Raw genomic sequence first — 19741 nt, forward strand, 5'->3', positions numbered from 1 at the left:
AATCATTACTCTGTTGTAACGCTAAATACTTGAATGCGCAATCTAGGTTTTTGCAGCGTTAGCTTGGCGTTGTAATAAAAAGGTCGCCGATGCTGACAATAAAATGCCGGGAACCACTTGCATACTGATACTTTGCCCGTTCACCAACAGTGACAACAACGCAACCACAGCAGGGTTCATGTAGATATAAGCCATGACGCGAGTCGGCCCTAATGCCACCGTCGTTTTCTGATATAAGTAGACTGTCATCAGTGTTGCACCTATGACTAAATAGGCCATATAAAATACCGATTCACCTTGGATCAAATGCCACTCTAGCGGTAATCCAGATATCAACAGAGCCAGTCCCATCCAAATACAGCCACCGAGTAAGGTACTAAATACCATGACAATCAATTCATCACCACGGTATAAACGCTTCATCGAAATTGAATAACAGCACATAGACAAACAGCCTGCGATAAACAATAAGTCACCGTTATTAAGTGAGAAATCCAGTAATCGAGACAAGTCTCCGGCGAAAATAACCCAGCAAGTGCCTAACGCACCGAGTAGGTAAATCATCAGTTGTTTCACTTTAATTTTATCTTTAAATACCAATACACATAATATAGCGGTAATGAATGGCACCAAGGTATATAAGGTACCGGTATTCAACGTCGTGGTTATTTTCAATGCTTCAAACTGACAGATAAAGAACATTGAATAAAACAGGCTAATCACCATCGAACGTGGCAAGGTGCGTAACACCTTATTGCGCCATTTTTTGGTGAATAGAATAAACGGTAACAATATACTCACCGCACCAGTGAAGCGCAGCAAGGTTAAAGAAAATGGGTTTACTAGCCCTGCTAGATTTGCAGATGCTAAAAATGATCCTGCAACTAAGGTCGTTGCAAGTATCACCAGAAGGTGAAACTTTATATTTGATTGTGCCAAGCCTAGGCCTTACTTTATTAGTGGGTGGTATTTTTCGGCAAGACTAGCACGCAAACAACATAATTTCACTCGGTACTTTAGAAGTGTAAAGATTTTCTAGTTAAAATTAGTTTTTGTTTGATAAAAAATAATTTAAGCCCCCCCTACGAAGATGAAGCTAACCAATTTGATGTATCTTGCCAGACGGATTCAGACATCGAACGCTTAAAAAAACCAAAATGATCAATCGATCGCATACCAACTTGCTTCGGATCCACCACTATCATATCTGATGGTGCATTTTTAAAATGTTGTTGCAGCGCTTTAACACAACTTGGTGGGGCAAATCGGTTGTCATCTGCCATCGCATAAAATCGCATATTACCCTTATAGCGGTGATAACCATCGTGTAACTCGTTACCTTGTTCATCAGTATAGAAGGGTTTGCGGCCAAAGCGACTCCAATCTCTGATTACTTGTTTTGGTAAATATTCAGCCCCCAACACCCATTTAGGTAATCCTTTATTCGCGCTATAGAACAAAGGTAAAACACAATAAAAGAATAACACCGATAATGGCTGGTCTTTACGACCCCAATTCTTCCAATGGATCTGTTGTGCGGCAATATTAAGAAATGATTCATAACGATTGTTATTAGGTGTTATACCCAGTAGCTGCCCACCTATAGAATGACCAATTCCTGAAATTTTCATGTCTGGGTAATGCGTTTGAGCCCAACTTAATACCGCGTCCATATCAAGCTGCCCCCAATGTATCATACTGGCTGGTTTGGCGTTGACACTCGCTTGTTTACTGTCGCCAATACCACGATAGTCATAAGTTATAATGGTAAAGCCTTGCGCACATAAAAATGCCGCATAAGGTTGATAATACTTACGCAAAACCCCTGTGGCACCGTTAATAATCACAATACGGCCATTACTGCTCTCTGGTTTAAACTCACTTGCGACAAGTTGGTAACCATCAAGCGTACTCACTTCAATTGTATTTATCATGATATTAATCCATTAAGTACAAAAATAAATGTCACCCAAGCTTATACATATAAAGTTGATTTGGCATTGGCTGTAATGACAAGGTGATTTTTAGACTTTATTGACCTAGGTTAGAGAATGACGATAACTCAATACGAACAACTTTTTATCTGCCACTATTTGCCTTACTATGCGTCTAACAAAATACCCTTATTTAGCACCACGAATACATCGCCGTAAAATAATTTGTTAGGAATATATAATGCTCACAGATATTGAAATTTCAAACCAAGCAAGTCCTCAATCTATCTCTGAAATAGCGAATAAACTGGGGATCCTTAACGATGAATTAATATCGTTTGGTCACGCCAAAGCCAAAGTAGACCTTGCCTTACTTAAGCGCTTAACAACAACAAAAGACGGTAAATTAATCATAGTCACAGCGGTTACCCCGACCCCTCACGGTGAAGGTAAAACAGTCACGACGATTGGCTTAACACAAGGACTTGCTCATATTGGCAAAAAGTCGTGTGCTTGTATTCGTCAACCAAGCATGGGCCCGGTTTTTGGTGTCAAAGGTGGCGCTGCAGGCGGTGGTTACGCGCAAGTGATTCCAATGCAAGAAATGAACTTGCACCTAACCGGTGATATTCATGCTGTGAGCAGTGCCCATAATCTCGCTGCTGCGGCGCTTGATGCACGCTTGTTTCATGAGACTCGATTAGGTGCCGTAGAATTTACCCATCAATCTGACCAAGCAGCCCTTAATATTGACCCGCAACAGATCCTTTGGCGTCGGGTAATCGATCACAACGAACGGAGTTTACGTCATATTACCGTTGGTCTTTCTATTGTTAATGGCCCTATTAATGGACCAGTACATGATTCTGGCTTTGATATTACCGCGGCATCAGAGTTAATGGCGATCTTAGCGTTAAGTCATAATTTAACCGACATGCGCAAACGAATTGGTCGCTTAGTTCTTGCGCTCGATACTTCAGGTAATCCGATTACCGCTGAAGACCTTAGTGTAGCGGGTGCTATGACCGCCATTATGGTCGAAGCAATCAAACCAACGTTAATGCAAACCCTGAATGGTCAACCTTGTCTTATTCATGCGGGTCCATTTGCTAATATCGCCCATGGTAACTCTTCTATCATCGCGGATAATATCGCGCTTAAGCTAGCTGATTTTGTCGTCACCGAAGCAGGCTTTGGCTCAGATATGGGTTTTGAGAAATTCTGTAATATTAAAGTCAGAGAATCAGGTAAAAAACCGGATGCCGCAGTGCTCGTCGTGACGCTAAAAGCACTTAAGGCGAATAGTGCTATCACTCTCGATATAGAGAATGATAGCAAGAGTGATACTGATATTAACGAACCTGATATGCCCAGACTACAAGCCGGGTTTGCCAACTTAAATTGGCACATCAATAATGTCGCTAAATATGGTGTACCTGTTGTTGTCGCTATTAATCACTTCCCTACTGACACACAAGCAGAGCTAGATTGGTTACAACAAGCAGTAGCTAAAACAGCAGCGTTTGGTTGTGAAATCAGTCAGTCATTTTCCCAAGGTGCCAGAGGGGCAGAACAACTCGCCAAGACAGTGGCAGCGGCGACAGAGCAAGCCAGTGACTTCAAATTTCTCTATGATGTAAATACCAGTATTATCAGTAAACTACTGACATTGGCTGAAAGTGGCTATGGTGCTAACAGCGTTAAACTAACAACCCAAGCAACTGCGCAAATGCAGCGGTTCGAAACTCTTGGCTTCTCGCATTTACCACTGTGTATTGCTAAGACGCCTATGTCTATTAGCCATGATCCAAGCATTAAAGGTGTGCCAGATAATTTCGAACTGCCCGTTACAGAGCTAAGGTTGAATGCTGGCGCAGGTTTTATTACCGCGCTTGTTGGTAAAGTGATGACAATGCCTGGGCTCAATATCAAACCCAATTATCGTAATATCGATATTGATGACGCTGGCAATATCATTGGATTAGATTAAAGCAAACTGCTTATCCCTGCTTCAATAACCTGGGATAAGCGACTAAGTTATAACAAAACATAAACAGGCGTTAATTTCAATCTGGTTTCACTCATCACAGCAGTGTACAATGCGCGGCTGTGTGATTTTATTGGAATTAAATTATGTTTGTCGGTTTTGACTACGGTACTTCTAACTGTGCCGTTGGGTATGTTAACAATGCTAATCCTGAACTTGTTTCTCTTGGCCAGAACAGTTCATATCTCGCATCAACATTGTATGCTTCGCATCGTAATATGATCCCGAACTGGGTCGCACGTCACTTACCTGATTCAGTAGCAAAACCAAATTACCTACAATTACGTCGTGGACCAATTCAAGCTGGCCGCAATTTAATCCATGAAGGGTATGAAGACCAACTGTTCTTTGGCCAAGAAGCGCTTGATACCTATTTAGAAGATCCCGAAGATGGCTACTACATCAAGTCGCCAAAATCATTCTTAGGGGCAACCAGTTTAAGCCCAGCTCAACTCGCACTGATGGAAGATGTCGTCACGGCGATGATCTGCAATATTAAAAATAAAGCAGAAGCACAGTTAGATAAACAAATAACCCAAGTTGTGATGGGTAAGCCGGTTAACTTCCAAGGCATCAGAGGCGAAGAAAGTAACCAACAAGCGTTATCACTGTTGACGACGGCAGCTCAACGCGCTGGCTTTAAAGATATTGAGTTTCTGTATGAACCGCTTGCAGCTGGTTTTGATTATGAACAAAGTCTCACGAAAGAAAAAACCGTGCTAGTGGTTGACATCGGTGGTGGTACGACCGATTGCTCATTACTCAAGATGGGCCCTGAAAACTACGGTCTTAGTGATCGTTTCCAACATGTTTTAGGTTATTCCGGTGAACGTATTGGCGGTAACGATTTTGACATTCATTTTGCACAAAAATCATTAATGCCATTATTTGGTCTGGGCTCAGACCTCATCAGCGGCTTACCTATGCCAGTAAAACCATTCTGGGATGCTGTCGCGATTAATGACATCGGCAGCCAGACTGAATTTTATAGCCAACGCAGTCTTATTGGCTTAAACGATTTATATAAAAACGCCGAACAAAAACAGTTAATAGCCCGTTTACTCAAAGTGCAAAAACAAAAGCAAACTTACCAAGTGGTGAATCTTGCAGAGCAGATGAAAAAGCAATTGTCACAAGAAAACAGCACAATCGCAGATTTAAGCTTTGTTGAAAATGGTCTAACGTTACCGTTAGCGCGCCAAGCACTAGAAATTGCCAATGCACCACAGTTAACCAAAATTAAAGCACTGATGGATGAAACGATCACACTGGCTCAAACAACACCCGATGTTATCTTTGTGACCGGTGGTACTGCGAAGTCGCCAATCATTTTCCAATATATTCAACAGCATTATCCAAACTGTGAAATTATTATTGGTGATCACTTTGGTAGTGTAACGAAAGGTTTAACGCGTTGGGCTGAGAAGCTTTTTGCTTAATGAGTGGTATGAATAAGCACTTCGGTGATGAGTAATCAAACATTACATTAGGTGCTGCATAAGAAGCTACATAAAATATTCTGTAGACAACAAAAAGGGCTGCACTATATATAAGAAAATCCTATATAAGACAGCCCTTTTTTACTTACGTTAAACTAAATAGGATTTAGAACGTAAAGCTTAAACTCGCAGATGCACCAACTTGATTGTCACTGCCGTAAGAACCTGCAACATCAAGATTTAACGTGCCAAATGGGCTAATACCAATACCGGCAGTTAATGAATCTTCCATCGTACCTTGGATATCATGCTCATAGCCTGCGCGTAATTGTGCCCAATGCCATGCATTAAATTCAACACCAACACGTGCGAACTGGGTATTGTCTTCTAATTCCACGTAACGTGTTTGTTCCGTTAAATCGACATCAACACCGAACGTGAAATATTCCACAGCATACGCTAAACCAAGTGTTGCTTGAGGGTTCATCTCGTAAGTGCGACCTGATTCTGATTTAATTTCTTGTGCCAATATATCTTTGACTGCTAATGCCGTGCGGAAATTATTTTTCATCCATACAGCACCTAAATCGACGTTAAACGCAGTGACTTCTGAATCTGCATCTTCTAATTCAAGATCAAAATCTTCGACGTTAGTAGTATCAGAATACGTTTGTAAAATTTGATATTTTGGCGTTACACCAAATGCAAACGACTCACCGTATATTGTATATTGCTTTGCTAATGCAACACCGAACTCAGTGTAACCAAAGCCTGTTACTTCTACGGTTGAGTTTTCATAACGTACTTGTGTATTTGTCGAACCGTCTACATCAATGCTAGAAATAGCTTCAACATAACCACGACCGTATATGCTAACTGATACATTATTACTTGGAATAGCAATTGCGAACGCAACACCCGCAGTCACATTCACAGGGGCATTGCCATCCAAATCGTCTAGATAGTTATTGATATCACGCTCTAAATCAGCTGAATTCGAACCACTATTTTCATAATCTTCAATTGTATCTTGTAAATCGGTGATCGTTTCTAATGAACTATCCGCGTCCTTGGCATTAACGCCAATGGCTGGTAATAAAATACCGATATCATCAGACTCATGAAACACAGCAAGTAATGCAGGGTTATAAAGCGGAGCGACTAAATAGTCAGCTGTAGCTACACCTATATTACCCATTGCATTTGAACGACCATCAGGCGCATAATTTGCTGCTGATGATGCTAAAGATGTAAATGCCAGTACAAGGCCGAGTGAAATTCCATTTTTCATCATACGAATAACCATTACCTAAATAATTAAGATTAGGAATATTATAATCGGGCAAGCGAAATGATGACACTTCTTTACATACTTTAGTTCAAGCTTTTATAAGAATATCAAAAAATAATTAATACTATAGAACCAAGATCACTCTTTCATTATTCCACTGTTGCCAAAACTTGGGCCAATCGGCTAACAGCCAATGCTAAATCAGACTCACATGCATTGGTAAAGTTTAATCTAAACGCAGGTTTTTTTCCCTCTGCAGATTGATAAAATACCGAACTCGGCACAACCGCAACACCGACTTCAAGCATGTCTTTAGCTAATCGATCAACATTGCAACCAACTGGTAGCGACAACCAAATAAACATGCCACCTTCAACTGATTCAAACTGACAATTAGCAGGTAATTGTACGGTTAATAAATCCGCTAGATGCTGATAACGTTGACGATATAACTGACGTAGTCCATCTAAGTGTTTCGGAAAGTTTTCATGTTGTAATAGATCCAATAGTACTGCTTGCATTGGCTGACTTGAATGTAAATCCGCACCTTGTTTTACACGTTCTAATGCCGATATCCAGGCTTTAGGACCACTCGCGAGGCCTAAGCGAATACCCGGTGTTGCGATCTTAGAATATGAACGTAGTACAATCGCATGTTCAGGACAGAAACTCGATACCAAAGGTAGCTCAGAACCTGAAAAACGTAATTCACGGTAAGGGGCATCTTCAATCAGTGCAACATTATATTGCTGACACAATTGCGCGACTTTTTTACGTACTTCAAGCGACCAACATACACCGGTTGGATTATGAAAATCAGGTACCGCATAAAACATCTTAATGGTTTTATTAGCAAAGCATTGCTCTAACTCTTGTAAATCAGGGCCATCTTCACGCTGCTGAATACTTTCAATACTCGCTTGTGCGAGTCCAAATACCTGCAGGGCTCCTAAGTAGCTCGGCGCTTCCATCACGACTTTATCGCCAGCGTCTAAAAATGCACGGGCAATTAAATCCAGTCCTTGCTGTGAGCCTGTACACACTAGCGCATCTTGCTGGTCAGATAATTGATAACATTCACGGAAATAAGCTAATAAAGGTCCGTAACCAGCCGTGCTGCCGTATTGAAATAACTCTGAGCGCGCAGTCAATTGCTGAATACTCTGCTCCATTAGCGCTAATGGAAAGTGATCACCATCCGGTAACCCACCCGCTAATGAAATGACATCTGCCGAGTTAGCGACACTCAAAATTTCTCTGATGTAAGATGGTTTAATTGCCTGTAATGATTTCGCTAACTGCATAGTTTATCTCTCTGGTTATTTTTGTTTTATTGGTTTTAATATCTAATTGAACTGCTACTTTATAGTTTATTAGTTAACTTACCTGTTTAAGCTAATAAAAAAAGCATGAGTTAAATACATCATTCATCAATACTACGGATAAAAAATTGACATAGCATGTCCATTTATGCGCTTATAGGTGTCCATTTATGCTTTTATAAGAGCACTAACCTATGACAATGCTTTTGAACACATCTTCAAATCAGCAAACATCGCGTATCAACGATGTACTCAATTTTATTCATAGTGATATCAGCGCTGAATTACCCGCAAAACAACTCGCAGAGATAGCAGCTTATTCTGAACAGCACTTCCATCGGGTATTTAAAAATGTCGTTGGTGAGTCAGTACATCAATACATCCGCCGTAGCCGATTAGAGTTTGCCGCGAACCAATTGATGTTTGATACTCGCAGTTCAGTGGTCACTGTCGCGACTAAATCAGGCTTTGCCTCGGTATCTTCTTTTAGCCGTGCATTTAAAGCCACCTTTGCCATGTCGCCGGGTGAATGGCGTCGTAAAGATTTAGCCACCAGCACACCGCCCTATTTACGCGAACCGGAAATTGCAGCGGCTTATTCACGCATTCAAAATCGAGTATTACCCCGCGTGCAACTCATTGAATTACCAGAAAGGCATGTGGCTTATGTGCGCCATCAAGGATATGACCGTTCGATTCGCCTTGCTTGGCAAACACTCATGGCGTGGGCGAATGTGGAAGGTAGGAGTTATCAGCAACAATTTGGACTACACCACTCTAACCCTGCGTTTGTCGGTTTAGAACAGTGTCGTTATGTCGCTTGCTTAGCAATAGACAAACCCTTATTACGTCGAGGCACTGTGAATAGCATGGTGATCCCCGGTGGCTTACATGCCGTGTTTAAACTCACCGGTAAGTATGGTGAATTACTGCCTTATTTAAGCAAGATCATTGAGCAGTGGTTGCCGTCATCAGGCTTTAAGATGCAATCAACGCCAGCCTATGTGCATTACCAGAAGAACCATTTTTTAGACGATGACGAGCAGTTCGAATTACAGTTTTGTTTACCGGTATCGACTTTCTTTTAGTGGGACGTTTTAGGACAACTATTTTGAGAATAGGAATGAAACGCTAGATAGCAAAAAGCCGGAACTTAAATGAATAAGTTCCGGCTTCTCTAAATAATGGCGGAGGAGGAGAGATTTGAACTCTCGAGGAGCTATTAACCCCTGCTGGTTTTCAAGACCAGTGCATTCGGCCACTCTGCCACCCCTCCGCAGCGAGACGAATAATAGGGTAAACGCCTTAGCTTGTAAACATAGCTCATAGAATAAATCACAAATTCATATCAGTCAGTTAAATATCCAACCGATTGTATATAAATACACCTTCACTTTCATAATACTGCCTATAATCATCATGACTGAATATGGAGTATTAATGTCTGCTTTATCGTATTAATTTAATACGGTGCTTTATTGGAGAAAACAATTTTTTGAATTGACTATTTATTTGTGAACATACGTTATTTGCCAAGAATAACTGTTTGAAGATAACGGTTTGAGGATAACTGAAGTCGTAGATAGCAAAAAGCCGGAACTGAAATGAATAAGTTCCGGCTTCTCTAAATAATGGCGGAGGAGGAGAGATTTGAACTCTCGAGGAGCTATTAACCCCTGCTGGTTTTCAAGACCAGTGCATTCGGCCACTCTGCCACCCCTCCGCAGCGAAATGAATAATAGAGGAACTTCAGTATCATGTAAATACACGACACCGAATAAGCTGAAAATAGCTAAAAATAATTAAAACCCCAAATAACGATGCTCAACTTACAGACAAATAGTCTCTATTTAGTTCGGTATAGGCGATTTCACTATTCTAAGTCCCTGTGCTACAGTTTATATCCATAACGTATTTATAGAGCGTTATTATCTATTTATAGATAGGACGTTGCTATTTATCCGTCGATGTCGCACCAATTTTATGGATTGAAATATCAGCGCCGTGGTATTCAGATTCTTCATCAAGACGAATACCGACTACTTTATCGATCAAGCCATAAACTAAGAAACCACCGACAAGTGCAATGACCATGCCCGCAATAGTACCGACGATCTGCGCCATAATACTCACGCCACCAAGGCCGCCAAAGGCTTCACTACCAAATATACCAGCAGCAATACCGCCCCAAGCACCACAGAGTCCATGTAATGGCCAAACACCGAGTACATCATCAAACTTAGGAAACTTATTCTGCACCAAGGTAAAGACAGCAACAAACAAACCACCCGCAACACCACCAACAACCAATGCACCAATCGGATGCATGATATCAGAGCCAGCACAGACCGCGACTAAACCCGCTAAAGGACCATTATGAATAAAGCCGGGATCTTTATTACCGACCACCATAGCAACCAGCGTACCGCCGACCATCGCCATTAAACTATTCACCGCCACTAAACCGGAGATGCCATCTAACGTTTGCGCTGACATAACATTAAAGCCAAACCAACCGACCGTTAAGATCCAAGAACCTAATGCTAAGAAAGGAATATTCGAAGGTGCAAACGCAATCACACGACCATCACGGTAACGCCCCTTACGTGAACCCAGCACCATGATGGCAGCAAATGCTATCCAACCACCCACACTATGCACGACCACTGAACCAGCAAAATCATGAAATTCAGCGCCAAACGTAGTACCTAACCAAGCTTGAAAATCATAATTACCATTCCAAATCATGCCTTCAAAGAAAGGATACACAAAACCGACAATCAGTACTGAAGCAGTTAACATCGGATAAAACTTAGCACGCTCGGCCACACCACCGGAAATAATAGCCGGAATTGCCGCTGCAAAGGTAAGTAAGAAGAAGAATTTAACTAATTCATAACCACTATTCTGCGTTAACTCATTGGCACTGGCAAAAAAGTCCATGCCATAAGCTATTTGATAACCGACAAAAAAGTAAGCCAATGTCGACATGGCAAAATCTGTCATGATCTTCACCAAGGCATTTACTTGGTTCTTATGACGAACCGTCCCCACTTCCAAAAAGGCAAAACCTGCGTGCATGGCCAAAACCATGATTGCACCCAGCAAAATGAACATGGTGTTAGAGCTTTGCACTAACGTCTCTACTGCACTATTAACGTTTTCCAATTTTTGATCCCTCTTTTAGTATCAACATCATCCAGTACGCTGATATCTCATCCCTGTAAACTCTTCACTTTACTTCATTTAGCAAAAATAAAATTAAAGTAAAAACATTAAACATACACTTCATTTACATTGATAATACATCAAGTAACTGTGATGTCTATAGCAGAGCTATCTACTGAACGATATAAGTAATTGAGGCTAACTATATAAAAAGAGCTATAAAAATGGCTGTATAAAGAGGGATATAAAAAGAAAGATATAAAAAAAGGCGCCCGATAAAGGACGCCTTTTCATAAAACATGCTATTGACAGCGAGCGCTTAACTCATTTGTAGCAACAAGGTAAATACAAACACTGTCACCGCAAATGCAAAGCCATAACTCAGTACTTGCTGTAAATCTCGGCCACGCTTAACACCGAGATCATGTAAAGCATGGAAGATACGGTGCAAGGTGTGCCATAACGGCAGCGCAATTAACACCAATATAATACCGGCGCCATACCAAGTGGTCGCAAAACCATGCAGGGTTTGATAGTTAAAGTTACCTTGATCTATGATCCCTAACGGAATTAACAGTCCAGTAATTAAAATCATCACTGGCGTTAAAAACGCAGTTAACATGCCACCAGCACCAAACAATCCCCAAAATATCGGTTCATGCGATCGTACGTAGGTTTTCTTGTTCATCTCAGACATATTAGCTCCTTACAGCATGATAACGAATAGACAAAAAACAGTCGCAGCGATAAAGGCCGCGTAATGTCCCGAGACAATGAACTTGTCGTCAAGCGCTTTGCCTTTAATCCATAAATCAACGGCTTTAGGCGCTAAAGAAAACCAGGTTATTGTATGATACAACGCCAGCGCTAATGCAATAACATGCACAATAATCGCAACAGGGCTTTGTAATGACGTCATCCAGGCATTAAAAGCGGCTTCACCTTGGCTTAATCGCAATACCCCCCACGCCAGTATTAAGCTATAAATCGTAATGAATACACTACTGCCTTCGCGGATCATGTATTTAGTATAAAAAAGTTGTTTCATCCACCAGTCAGTCGGTAGCTCTTGTATATAAGGTTTACGTTTGCTCATTGTCATTCCTCTCTATGTACTGTTCGACATATACAAATTACTGCTCAGGTTTAAACATGCCAATTAGATAGTCTTTACTGCTCTCAACTTTCAACAGTTGAATGGCACCTGCAGGATCAACCCCTTTTGGACAAACCACTGAACAGTAACCAACAAACGTACAACCCCAAACACCTTCTTCTTGATTAACAATTTTCATCCGTTCTGCTTTACCAGCATCACGGCTGTCACGGTTATAACGCGCAAGCAATGCAAGTGCAGCTGGACCAGTAAATTTCTTGTCTAATGCGTACTGCGGACACGCTGAATAACATAGGCCACAGTTGATACACATGGAGTATTTTTTATATTTCTCCATTTGCTCTGGCGTTTGTTTATAAGCACCGTCAGATAAGCATTTCTTTTCGTTTGATGCGGTTTTTGCAGGGATAATATAAGGCTTTATCTCTTCCAACTTCTTAATGAAGTCATCCATCACGGCGACTAAGTCACGTTCAATCGGAAAGTTAGCCAATGGTTTTAAAGTAAGCGTTTGAGGATAATAATCACGTAAGAACGCTTTGCAACCCAGTTTCGGCACACCATCAACCATCAAACCACAACTGCCGCAAATCGCCATACGACAAGACCAGCGGAAACTAATGGTGCTATCAAGATGATCTTTAATATATTGCAGCGCTTCTAACACTGACATATCGGCTTTGTAAGGCACTTCAAACGTTTGCATAAACGGTTTTTCATCCATCTCTGGACGGTAACGCTGAATATCAATTTTCATACTTGGCTGAGTCATTATTTTGCCTCCTGCGCTAATTTTTCACCAGCAGCACCATAGGCACGGACTGCAGGTTGGCTCTTGGTGATCTTCACTTCGCTATAATCGATTTTAGGAGCTTTATCAGCTTGATAATAGGCCATTGAATGTTTCAAGAACTTGTCATCATCACGCGCTTCAAAGCCATCAATACGTTGATGTGAACCACGTGATTCTTGGCGTAATATCGCACTGTGCGCCATTGCTTCAGCTGTATCAAGTAAATAACCCAGTTCAATGGTATATAAGAAATCAGTATTGAACACACTCGACTTATCTTCGACCTTGACGTTTTTATAACGCTGTTTTAGCTCAGCTAATTTATCAATGGTCTTTTGCATCGATTCTGCAGTACGGTAAATACCAACACCCTCTTCCATGCAATCGCCCATCTCTTGACGGATATCTGCAGATTTTTCAGAACCGTCACTGTGTAACAGGGCGTTCATGCGTTTAATCACTGCTTCAGCCTGTACTTTCAGTGGAGCAATATCTTGATGTTGATTATTTTTGGCATATTTAGCCGCTTCTTGCCCTGCTAACTGACCAAACACAGCCAACTCAGTCAATGAGTTAGAGCCTAAGCGGTTAGCACCATGTAAACCAACAGATGCACATTCACCAATGGCATATAAACCAGCCAGTGAGGTCGCTGTTTTCGCATTAGTAGCAATACCGCCCATGGTGTAATGCACAGTAGGACGAACAGGAATTGGTTCATGCACTGGGTCAACACCAACATACGCTTTTGCTAGTTCACGAATAAACGGCAGGCGTTCATTGATTTTTTCTTCGCCTAAATGACGTAGATCGAGATAAACATAATCACCACGTTCGCCTTCAACAACACGGCCTTTTTGTTGCTCTTGCCAGAAACATTGGCTCAGCTTGTCGCGTGGGCCCAGCTCCATGTATTTATTCTTGGTTTGACCAACCGGTACTTCAGGTCCTAAACCATAATCTTGCAGGTAACGATAACCATCTTTATTAACTAAAATACCGCCTTCACCACGGCAACCTTCAGTCATTAGAATACCGCTACCAGGTAAACCGGTTGGATGGTATTGCACAAATTCCATATCACGTAATGCAATACCATGACGATAAGCCAGTGACATACCATCACCCGTTACAATGCCGCCGTTAGTATTGTAGCTATATACACGCCCAGCACCACCGGTTGCCATGATCACCGATTTAGCTTGGATCAGTTTGATTTCACCTTCAGCGATATCAAGGATCACGACACCTTGGATCTTGCCATCTTCAACAATCAGATCTAAGCAAAAATGCTCATCGTAGCGGGTGATTTTAGGGTGCTGAACAGACGTCTGAAACAGGGTATGGAGAATATGGAAACCACTTTTATCTGCTGCAAACCACGTACGTTCGATTTTCATGCCGCCAAATGCGCGCACGTTTATCGAACCGTCAGGTTTACGGCTCCACGGACAACCCCAATGTTCTAATTGAGTAAGCTGTTTCGCTGCATTCTCGACAAAGTATTCCACTACATCTTGGTCGCAAAGCCAATCGCCGCCCGATACGGTATCGTTAAAGTGATTGTCTAAAGAGTCATGATCTTGCGCTACACCAGCCGCGCCACCTTCAGCCGCAACAGTATGACTACGCATTGGATAGACTTTAGAAATAAGCGCAATATCAAGCTCGGGATTATTTTCCGCTATTTCTATCGCAGCGCGTAAACCAGAACCACCAGCGCCAATAATGGCAACATCTGTTTTAATTATTTTAAATTTATGCATTTTCACCCACATCAAAATTGATGAACCTTGAGTTTTCAAGATTATTCTAATTGCGAATAACGCATCGACTTGGCATCTGCTTTACCAAATGATTAAGCCGCGCGTTATGTTATTTTTGTTATTATTTTAGTTTCTAGCTTGGTTTTTATTTTCGGCTAACTTGGTCAATACCCGCATTAATAACTGAATACGCGGTTCAATTGATTCAAGTAACAAATACTCATCTGCACTATGGAAACCAGCACCTATTGGTCCGAGACCATCTAATGTTGGCACACCGAGAATTGCAGTGTTATTGGCATCCGAGCCACCGCCTGCTTCTTTCCAATTAATCTTAATTGCTAATTCTTGTGCTGATTCCTCAACGAGTGTCATCAGCGCTTGCGTTTGCTCAGTCGGCACCATTGAAGGCTTGTAAGCTTCACGCGTTAATTCGATCGATACACCGTCAACGAATGGCGTTTGTGTCATGCCATTTAAAGCCGTATCAACATGGTCGTATTCACTGTTATCCCAAAAGCGTACATCGACGATAGCAGTCGCTAAATCAGGAACAATATTTGCGCCAGCACCACCAGCAACCACACCGACATTTAACGTCGTGCCCGACTCAAAATTAGTCATGGCGTTGGTTGCTAAGATCCAATTCGCCATTTCAGTAATAGCACTACGCCCCTTCTCAGGTTCATTACCAGCATGCGCAGCTTTGCCTTTAAAGGTCATTTTATAACGCGCCATTCCTTTGCGTGCTTTAACCAAACCACCGTCAGCACGTGCAGCTTCCGCAACTAAGACATGCTTAGCTTGTTTGGCTGTTGCTTGGATCCAGTCAACAGAATAGAGCGAACCCGTTTCTTCATCTGGATTCATACATACACAAATCGACAACTCATCCAGTACCGATTGGTCTATATGCCGTAATGCGTAAACCACATTCAGTAAGCCGGACTTCATATCAGACACACCAGGACCATATGCTTTCGTCGCATCAGTCGTCATCGGGCGTTCTGCAGCAGTACCAACAGGGAAAACCGTATCCATATGGCCAAGCAACAACACATCGATATCTTCAGCGTCTGGTTTATTACGCACTTCAAGACCAATGCCCGCTTTACCACAATCAACTTGTTTAATAGACCAACCGTTCATTGCCGCATATTTCGCTGCCATTTCATTGGCGATAAACGCAATACCGTCAACAGTGTAAGTACCGCAGTCGACATTAATAAGTGGGCGTAATTCTTCTAGATAATCATTTAAAGACAAATTCATTTTATACCTCTTAAAGGATAATATTCATGACTAACATCGCACCAAATGCATTCAATACTGAAATCGCGATCATAACTGGAATGTAACGACCTTCAGTACCAATAGGCCCCATAATGCGGCCCATGTACTGCACTTGAGAGCCCATCAAATAAATAGCCGGTGCTAGAATTGCAATATGAGCACCATTCAAAATACCTTGGTCAAATAAAGTGATAACCACACCTACAGCCCCGCCCATCGACATCCAGGCACCGATTAATACTGCCGCCGCTTCACCAGGTAGACCAAAGACCGCCATTATCGGCGAAAACACAGTACCCATTAAGGCCAGAGCACCCGTGATCTGTAATGCTTTAATTATCACGAAGGCCATCAATACATTAGGTACGGTAGAAGTCGTTGCAATGACCCAGCCTTTTTTAGCGCCTTCAACGAAGATGTCTGTAACCATAGGTTTTTTTGCTGTTACGTTACTCATTACACTGTCTCCTCAAGCATTTTCTTGTCGTTGTCTTTCGTACTGCCTTCCTTGCCTTCAGTAATATTCAAATAAAGACGGAATAGGTTTGCGCCAACAAATTTGAATGCGAACATCACGATAACCGCAAGACCAATAGAAGAAGGTACAGCAGTAGATCCGTCTGGGTTTGTTAAGGTAAATAGCACTGCGCCTGAAGAGAAGAAATTCACAATGGCGGCGCCAGCAGTAAATTGGAACATGGTAAAGACATCTGTTTCACGCTTGGTTAAATGTTTTTCATCTTTCAACTGACGTGTCATTGCAGCCCCCGCATCGGTACTTTGCAGTGAGGCGATAAGCGCGAGACCTGAGTTTCCAGGGATCCCCATTAATGGGCGTAATAGCGGTGTTAATAATTTACGTGCTGCTTTTAGGGCACCGTAATGCTCAAGTACATTAATCATACCTAGCGCAAACATGACTGTTGGGATGAGGGTTAACGCAAAAATGAAACCGTCACGAGCACCACTACCGCCTTTACCACGCAGTGAAGTTGTTGCGACTTCGACACCCTCGGCAGTGTCAGAAACTGAATAGGCCACTTTGCCGAAAGAACCATTAAGTGTGGTGAAATCAAATACGCCATACCATTCGTTCGATTTCATCAGACCAGAGAAAAAGACGATTGCAAAAACAAGTGCAATATATCCACCGATCTTAACTTTAGGATCATTTGCAGTTGGTTTAGTCATAAGCACCCCGAGATAATTATTAAATAAGGCAAAAATTCACCTGTTAACTGTGTAGTCATGCGCCCACACAATCGGTAACCATTAAGGGGTATTCTGAACGAGTTGTTATTTCGACATTTGATTTGAATCAATAAAAACAGCTAAAAATCACCAAGAGCGATTTAGGTGTAATATTTTGTGATCTACCTATATATACAGGTTTATATATCGAATAAGTGTGATTATTGAAGTTTATTATCAGTAACTTATCGATTTGATAACGATAATCCATTTTACTTATGGTTTATTAAGTAAAATTGCGATTACGCCCTAATAATTCAATATGAAACGAACCTAAATTTAATTTTAAAAATAAATTATGTTTGATAGATGAGTCTTTAACACGTTCAAAAAACAAGCAACGAATGGCAGAGTAAGCATCATGCTTACGCAAAAAGAGTGCTATCTATAGATTTATAAGGTGAATAGATTTGTACGGTGAAATATTTGCAATATTAATAGACTTGTAGTGCTTATAGGACAGCATTGATGAGGTTGTAAGGACAGGTATATGTGTAATAACTATAATAAGGTACTAATAAAAAAGCACTAAGGCTGTAATTACAGCGTTAGTGCTTTCTATATAAAAAGTAACTGTACTGACATAGAGAGACAAACGGCGAATCAGTACATCACGGCGTTACTTTTCAGCAATGTCAGTGTTCGTCACTAACCAAGAATGGCCAGACAGCACGAGCAAACCTGCAAGAATACCTAAGTTTTTAATGAAGTTTTGCATTTCATGCGCGCCTTCAAGGCCAGCTAAATTCCAAAAATCATGCAAGTTAACATTAATCACCAACACCAAGCCTGCCAGTAATAACGCTACAATTGCGGTATAACGATTAGCAATCAATAAGATAGCCGCCACAATCTGGAATACACCCGCCGCTGCCAATAATACCGGCACGAATGGCATGTTATGCTTTTCCATTAAGCCAATGTGCATATCCCAAGATACAAACTTCATAATGCCAGGGATTAAAAAATACAATGCCAACAAGATTCGGCCAACGGTTAATAATATTTTATTCATCTTATGCTTGACCCTTTACGCTAAGCTGTACATCAATATTACCGCGAACCGCATTTGAATAAGGGCAAACTTGATGCGCAGTCGCGACTAATTTCTCTGCATCTGCTTGTGGTAAAGCTAATTCAATCGCGAGGCTAACCGTTAATGCAAAACCGCCAGTCGCGTTAGGACCAATGCCCACTTCAGCAGAGACTGGTGCAGCCGTAATGTTGATTTTCATTTCACGGGCAACATGCAAAATCGCATTCGAGAAACAAGCCGAGTAACCAGCTGCAAATAACTGTTCAGGATTTGTAGCGCCGCCCTTGCCACCCATTTCTTTTGGATAGCTTAATGCTAACGATAACATACCATCATCTGTTTCGACTTGGCCGTTACGACCCGCTGATGCTGTTGCAGTAGTTGTATAAAGTGTTGTCATCATTAATTCCTTTAAAATAAGTTCAAGTTAGATTGCGCGCAATTCAATTGCAATGACTATAATCCTGATGAAGCATAATTACAACTAGATTGTGTGCAATTTATATTTTTATAATAATAGACATACGTAAAAATATTGATGACCGTAATGAAGCATAAGCTATGTATAGAATAGCTATAACTAGAAATAAACAGATATGGTAGGTCGTCATAGACAAAAAAAGCACCGTCATGACAGGCATGACGGCGCTTTAAAAATAAAACAAAAACGAAGACTATAAGCTTGCTACGTGATCCAGCAGCTGTTGGTTATTTGCAACTGCAACTAACCGACCCTGATTATAAAAAGCAACGTCATTATTGACTAAACGTTTACCAATAATTGATTGCTCACTACCGTTAACATAAGCCACATGTAACGCTAGGCTATCATCACTCAGCACTTCCATTGATGTTGATTGCACCGATACCTGAAGATTTGTCAGTGGTGCACTACGTAATGAAGGGTCGATATCATCGTTAACCTTCATCCATGCTTCAACCGGTGTATCCGCCACAGCAGGGCCTTTTCTGGTGATAGGGTTAGTACCAGTCCAAAACTCAATACTGTTAATCACCATCAAATCAACCAATGATGTAACCGCATAAACAGGCGCTGCTAACACGTAGATCCCAGCACGACCATAACGATTATCAACTGCTTTTAAGTTCACGCCCACTGCTAATTTCGTCAAACCCATTTGACCAATACAACCCGTTAGCCCAGATACCGATGCAGCTATAACCGTTGCACAAATCAATTTTTTCATTTTCATTTTCATTTCCATTCGCTATTTATACTATTTTAATAAATATTACTTTAATAAAAAATAATTTAATAAATAC

General features: G+C 41.3%; 18 protein-coding genes and 2 tRNA genes. 3 read left to right on the forward strand and 17 right to left on the reverse strand.

All coding sequences use genetic code 11. The features are described from left to right. Positions 1-42: 42 nt before the first annotated feature. Both A923_RS0114060 and A923_RS0114065 read right to left on the reverse strand, forming a co-directional pair. Positions 43-939: a DMT family transporter gene (locus A923_RS0114060; RefSeq protein WP_026006248.1), complete on the reverse strand. Its 897-nt coding sequence runs from the start codon at positions 937-939 to the stop codon at positions 43-45. Between the two features lie 143 nt (positions 940-1082). Beyond that, positions 1083-1934, reverse strand: coding sequence for an alpha/beta hydrolase family protein (locus A923_RS0114065; protein WP_017222318.1), 852 nt, complete (start codon positions 1932-1934; stop codon positions 1083-1085). A gap of 241 nt (positions 1935-2175) precedes the next feature. Between A923_RS0114065 and A923_RS0114070 the strand changes: the two genes are divergently transcribed. Both A923_RS0114070 and yegD read left to right on the forward strand, forming a co-directional pair. Continuing rightward, complete coding sequence (locus tag A923_RS0114070) at positions 2176-3924, forward strand: formate--tetrahydrofolate ligase (RefSeq protein WP_017222319.1); 1749 nt, start codon at positions 2176-2178, stop codon at positions 3922-3924. 143 nt (positions 3925-4067) lie between these two features. After that, positions 4068-5420, forward strand: coding sequence for a molecular chaperone (yegD, locus tag A923_RS0114075; protein ID WP_017222320.1), 1353 nt, complete (start codon positions 4068-4070; stop codon positions 5418-5420). Positions 5421-5586: 166 nt separating this feature from the next. Here the strand turns inward: yegD and A923_RS0114080 are convergent, their stop codons facing one another. Then, entirely contained in the window at positions 5587-6714 is a 1128-nt protein-coding gene (locus A923_RS0114080; RefSeq protein ID WP_017222321.1) for a conjugal transfer protein TraF, read from the reverse strand. Between the two features lie 146 nt (positions 6715-6860). Beyond that, positions 6861-8015, reverse strand: a complete 1155-nt coding sequence (locus A923_RS0114085) for an aminotransferase-like domain-containing protein (RefSeq protein WP_017222322.1) — start codon at positions 8013-8015, stop codon at positions 6861-6863. 212 nt (positions 8016-8227) lie between these two features. Between A923_RS0114085 and A923_RS0114090 the strand changes: the two genes are divergently transcribed. Next, positions 8228-9121 carry an AraC family transcriptional regulator gene (locus A923_RS0114090; protein ID WP_017222323.1) on the forward strand — a complete coding sequence of 298 codons (894 nt, stop codon included), beginning with the start codon at positions 8228-8230 and terminating at the stop codon, positions 9119-9121. Positions 9122-9218: 97 nt separating this feature from the next. Here the strand turns inward: A923_RS0114090 and A923_RS0114095 are convergent. The 13 genes from A923_RS0114095 to A923_RS0114160 form a co-directional block, all read right to left on the reverse strand. Beyond that, positions 9219-9309, reverse strand: a tRNA-Ser gene (locus A923_RS0114095). A 356-nt stretch (positions 9310-9665) separates the two neighbouring features. Next, positions 9666-9756: transfer RNA gene (locus A923_RS0114100), tRNA-Ser, on the reverse strand. A gap of 230 nt (positions 9757-9986) precedes the next feature. Then, complete coding sequence (locus A923_RS0114105; RefSeq protein ID WP_017222324.1) at positions 9987-11201, reverse strand: ammonium transporter; 1215 nt, start codon at positions 11199-11201, stop codon at positions 9987-9989. Between the two features lie 319 nt (positions 11202-11520). Beyond that, positions 11521-11898 (reverse strand): fumarate reductase subunit FrdD, encoded by a 378-nt coding sequence (gene frdD / locus A923_RS0114110; RefSeq protein ID WP_017222325.1) that lies wholly within the window; start codon positions 11896-11898, stop codon positions 11521-11523. Between the two features lie 9 nt (positions 11899-11907). Next, on the reverse strand, positions 11908-12297 hold the full coding sequence (locus A923_RS0114115; protein WP_017222326.1) for a fumarate reductase subunit C: 390 nt from the start codon (positions 12295-12297) through the stop codon (positions 11908-11910). Between the two features lie 37 nt (positions 12298-12334). Continuing rightward, positions 12335-13090 (reverse strand): succinate dehydrogenase/fumarate reductase iron-sulfur subunit, encoded by a 756-nt coding sequence (locus tag A923_RS0114120; RefSeq protein ID WP_017222327.1) that lies wholly within the window; start codon positions 13088-13090, stop codon positions 12335-12337. Continuing rightward, complete coding sequence (gene frdA / locus A923_RS0114125) at positions 13090-14877, reverse strand: fumarate reductase (quinol) flavoprotein subunit (RefSeq protein WP_026006250.1); 1788 nt, start codon at positions 14875-14877, stop codon at positions 13090-13092. Before frdA ends, A923_RS0114120 begins: the two co-directional genes overlap by 1 nt. A 126-nt stretch (positions 14878-15003) precedes the next feature. Continuing rightward, positions 15004-16149 (reverse strand): M20 family metallopeptidase, encoded by a 1146-nt coding sequence (locus tag A923_RS0114130; protein ID WP_017222329.1) that lies wholly within the window; start codon positions 16147-16149, stop codon positions 15004-15006. Positions 16150-16159: 10 nt separating this feature from the next. Next, entirely contained in the window at positions 16160-16627 is a 468-nt protein-coding gene (locus tag A923_RS0114135) for a YjiG family protein (protein WP_017222330.1), read from the reverse strand. Further along, entirely contained in the window at positions 16627-17361 is a 735-nt protein-coding gene (locus A923_RS0114140) for a nucleoside recognition domain-containing protein (RefSeq protein ID WP_017222331.1), read from the reverse strand. The genes A923_RS0114135 and A923_RS0114140 overlap by 1 nt, the downstream gene beginning before the upstream one ends. Before the next feature lie 679 nt (positions 17362-18040). Further along, positions 18041-18436 carry a DoxX family protein gene (locus A923_RS0114150; RefSeq protein WP_017222333.1) on the reverse strand — a complete coding sequence of 132 codons (396 nt, stop codon included), beginning with the start codon at positions 18434-18436 and terminating at the stop codon, positions 18041-18043. A gap of 1 nt (position 18437) precedes the next feature. Beyond that, positions 18438-18857, reverse strand: coding sequence for an organic hydroperoxide reductase Ohr (gene ohr / locus A923_RS0114155; protein WP_017222334.1), 420 nt, complete (start codon positions 18855-18857; stop codon positions 18438-18440). Positions 18858-19131: 274 nt separating this feature from the next. Beyond that, a complete protein-coding gene (locus A923_RS0114160; protein ID WP_017222335.1) occupies positions 19132-19671 on the reverse strand; it encodes a DUF3332 family protein in 540 nt (179 codons plus the stop codon). Between the last annotated feature and the right edge of the window lie 70 nt (positions 19672-19741).

Origin of the sequence: Moritella dasanensis ArB 0140, assembly GCF_000276805.1 — a bacterium.
GTDB classification, from domain to species: domain Bacteria; phylum Pseudomonadota; class Gammaproteobacteria; order Enterobacterales; family Moritellaceae; genus Moritella; species Moritella dasanensis.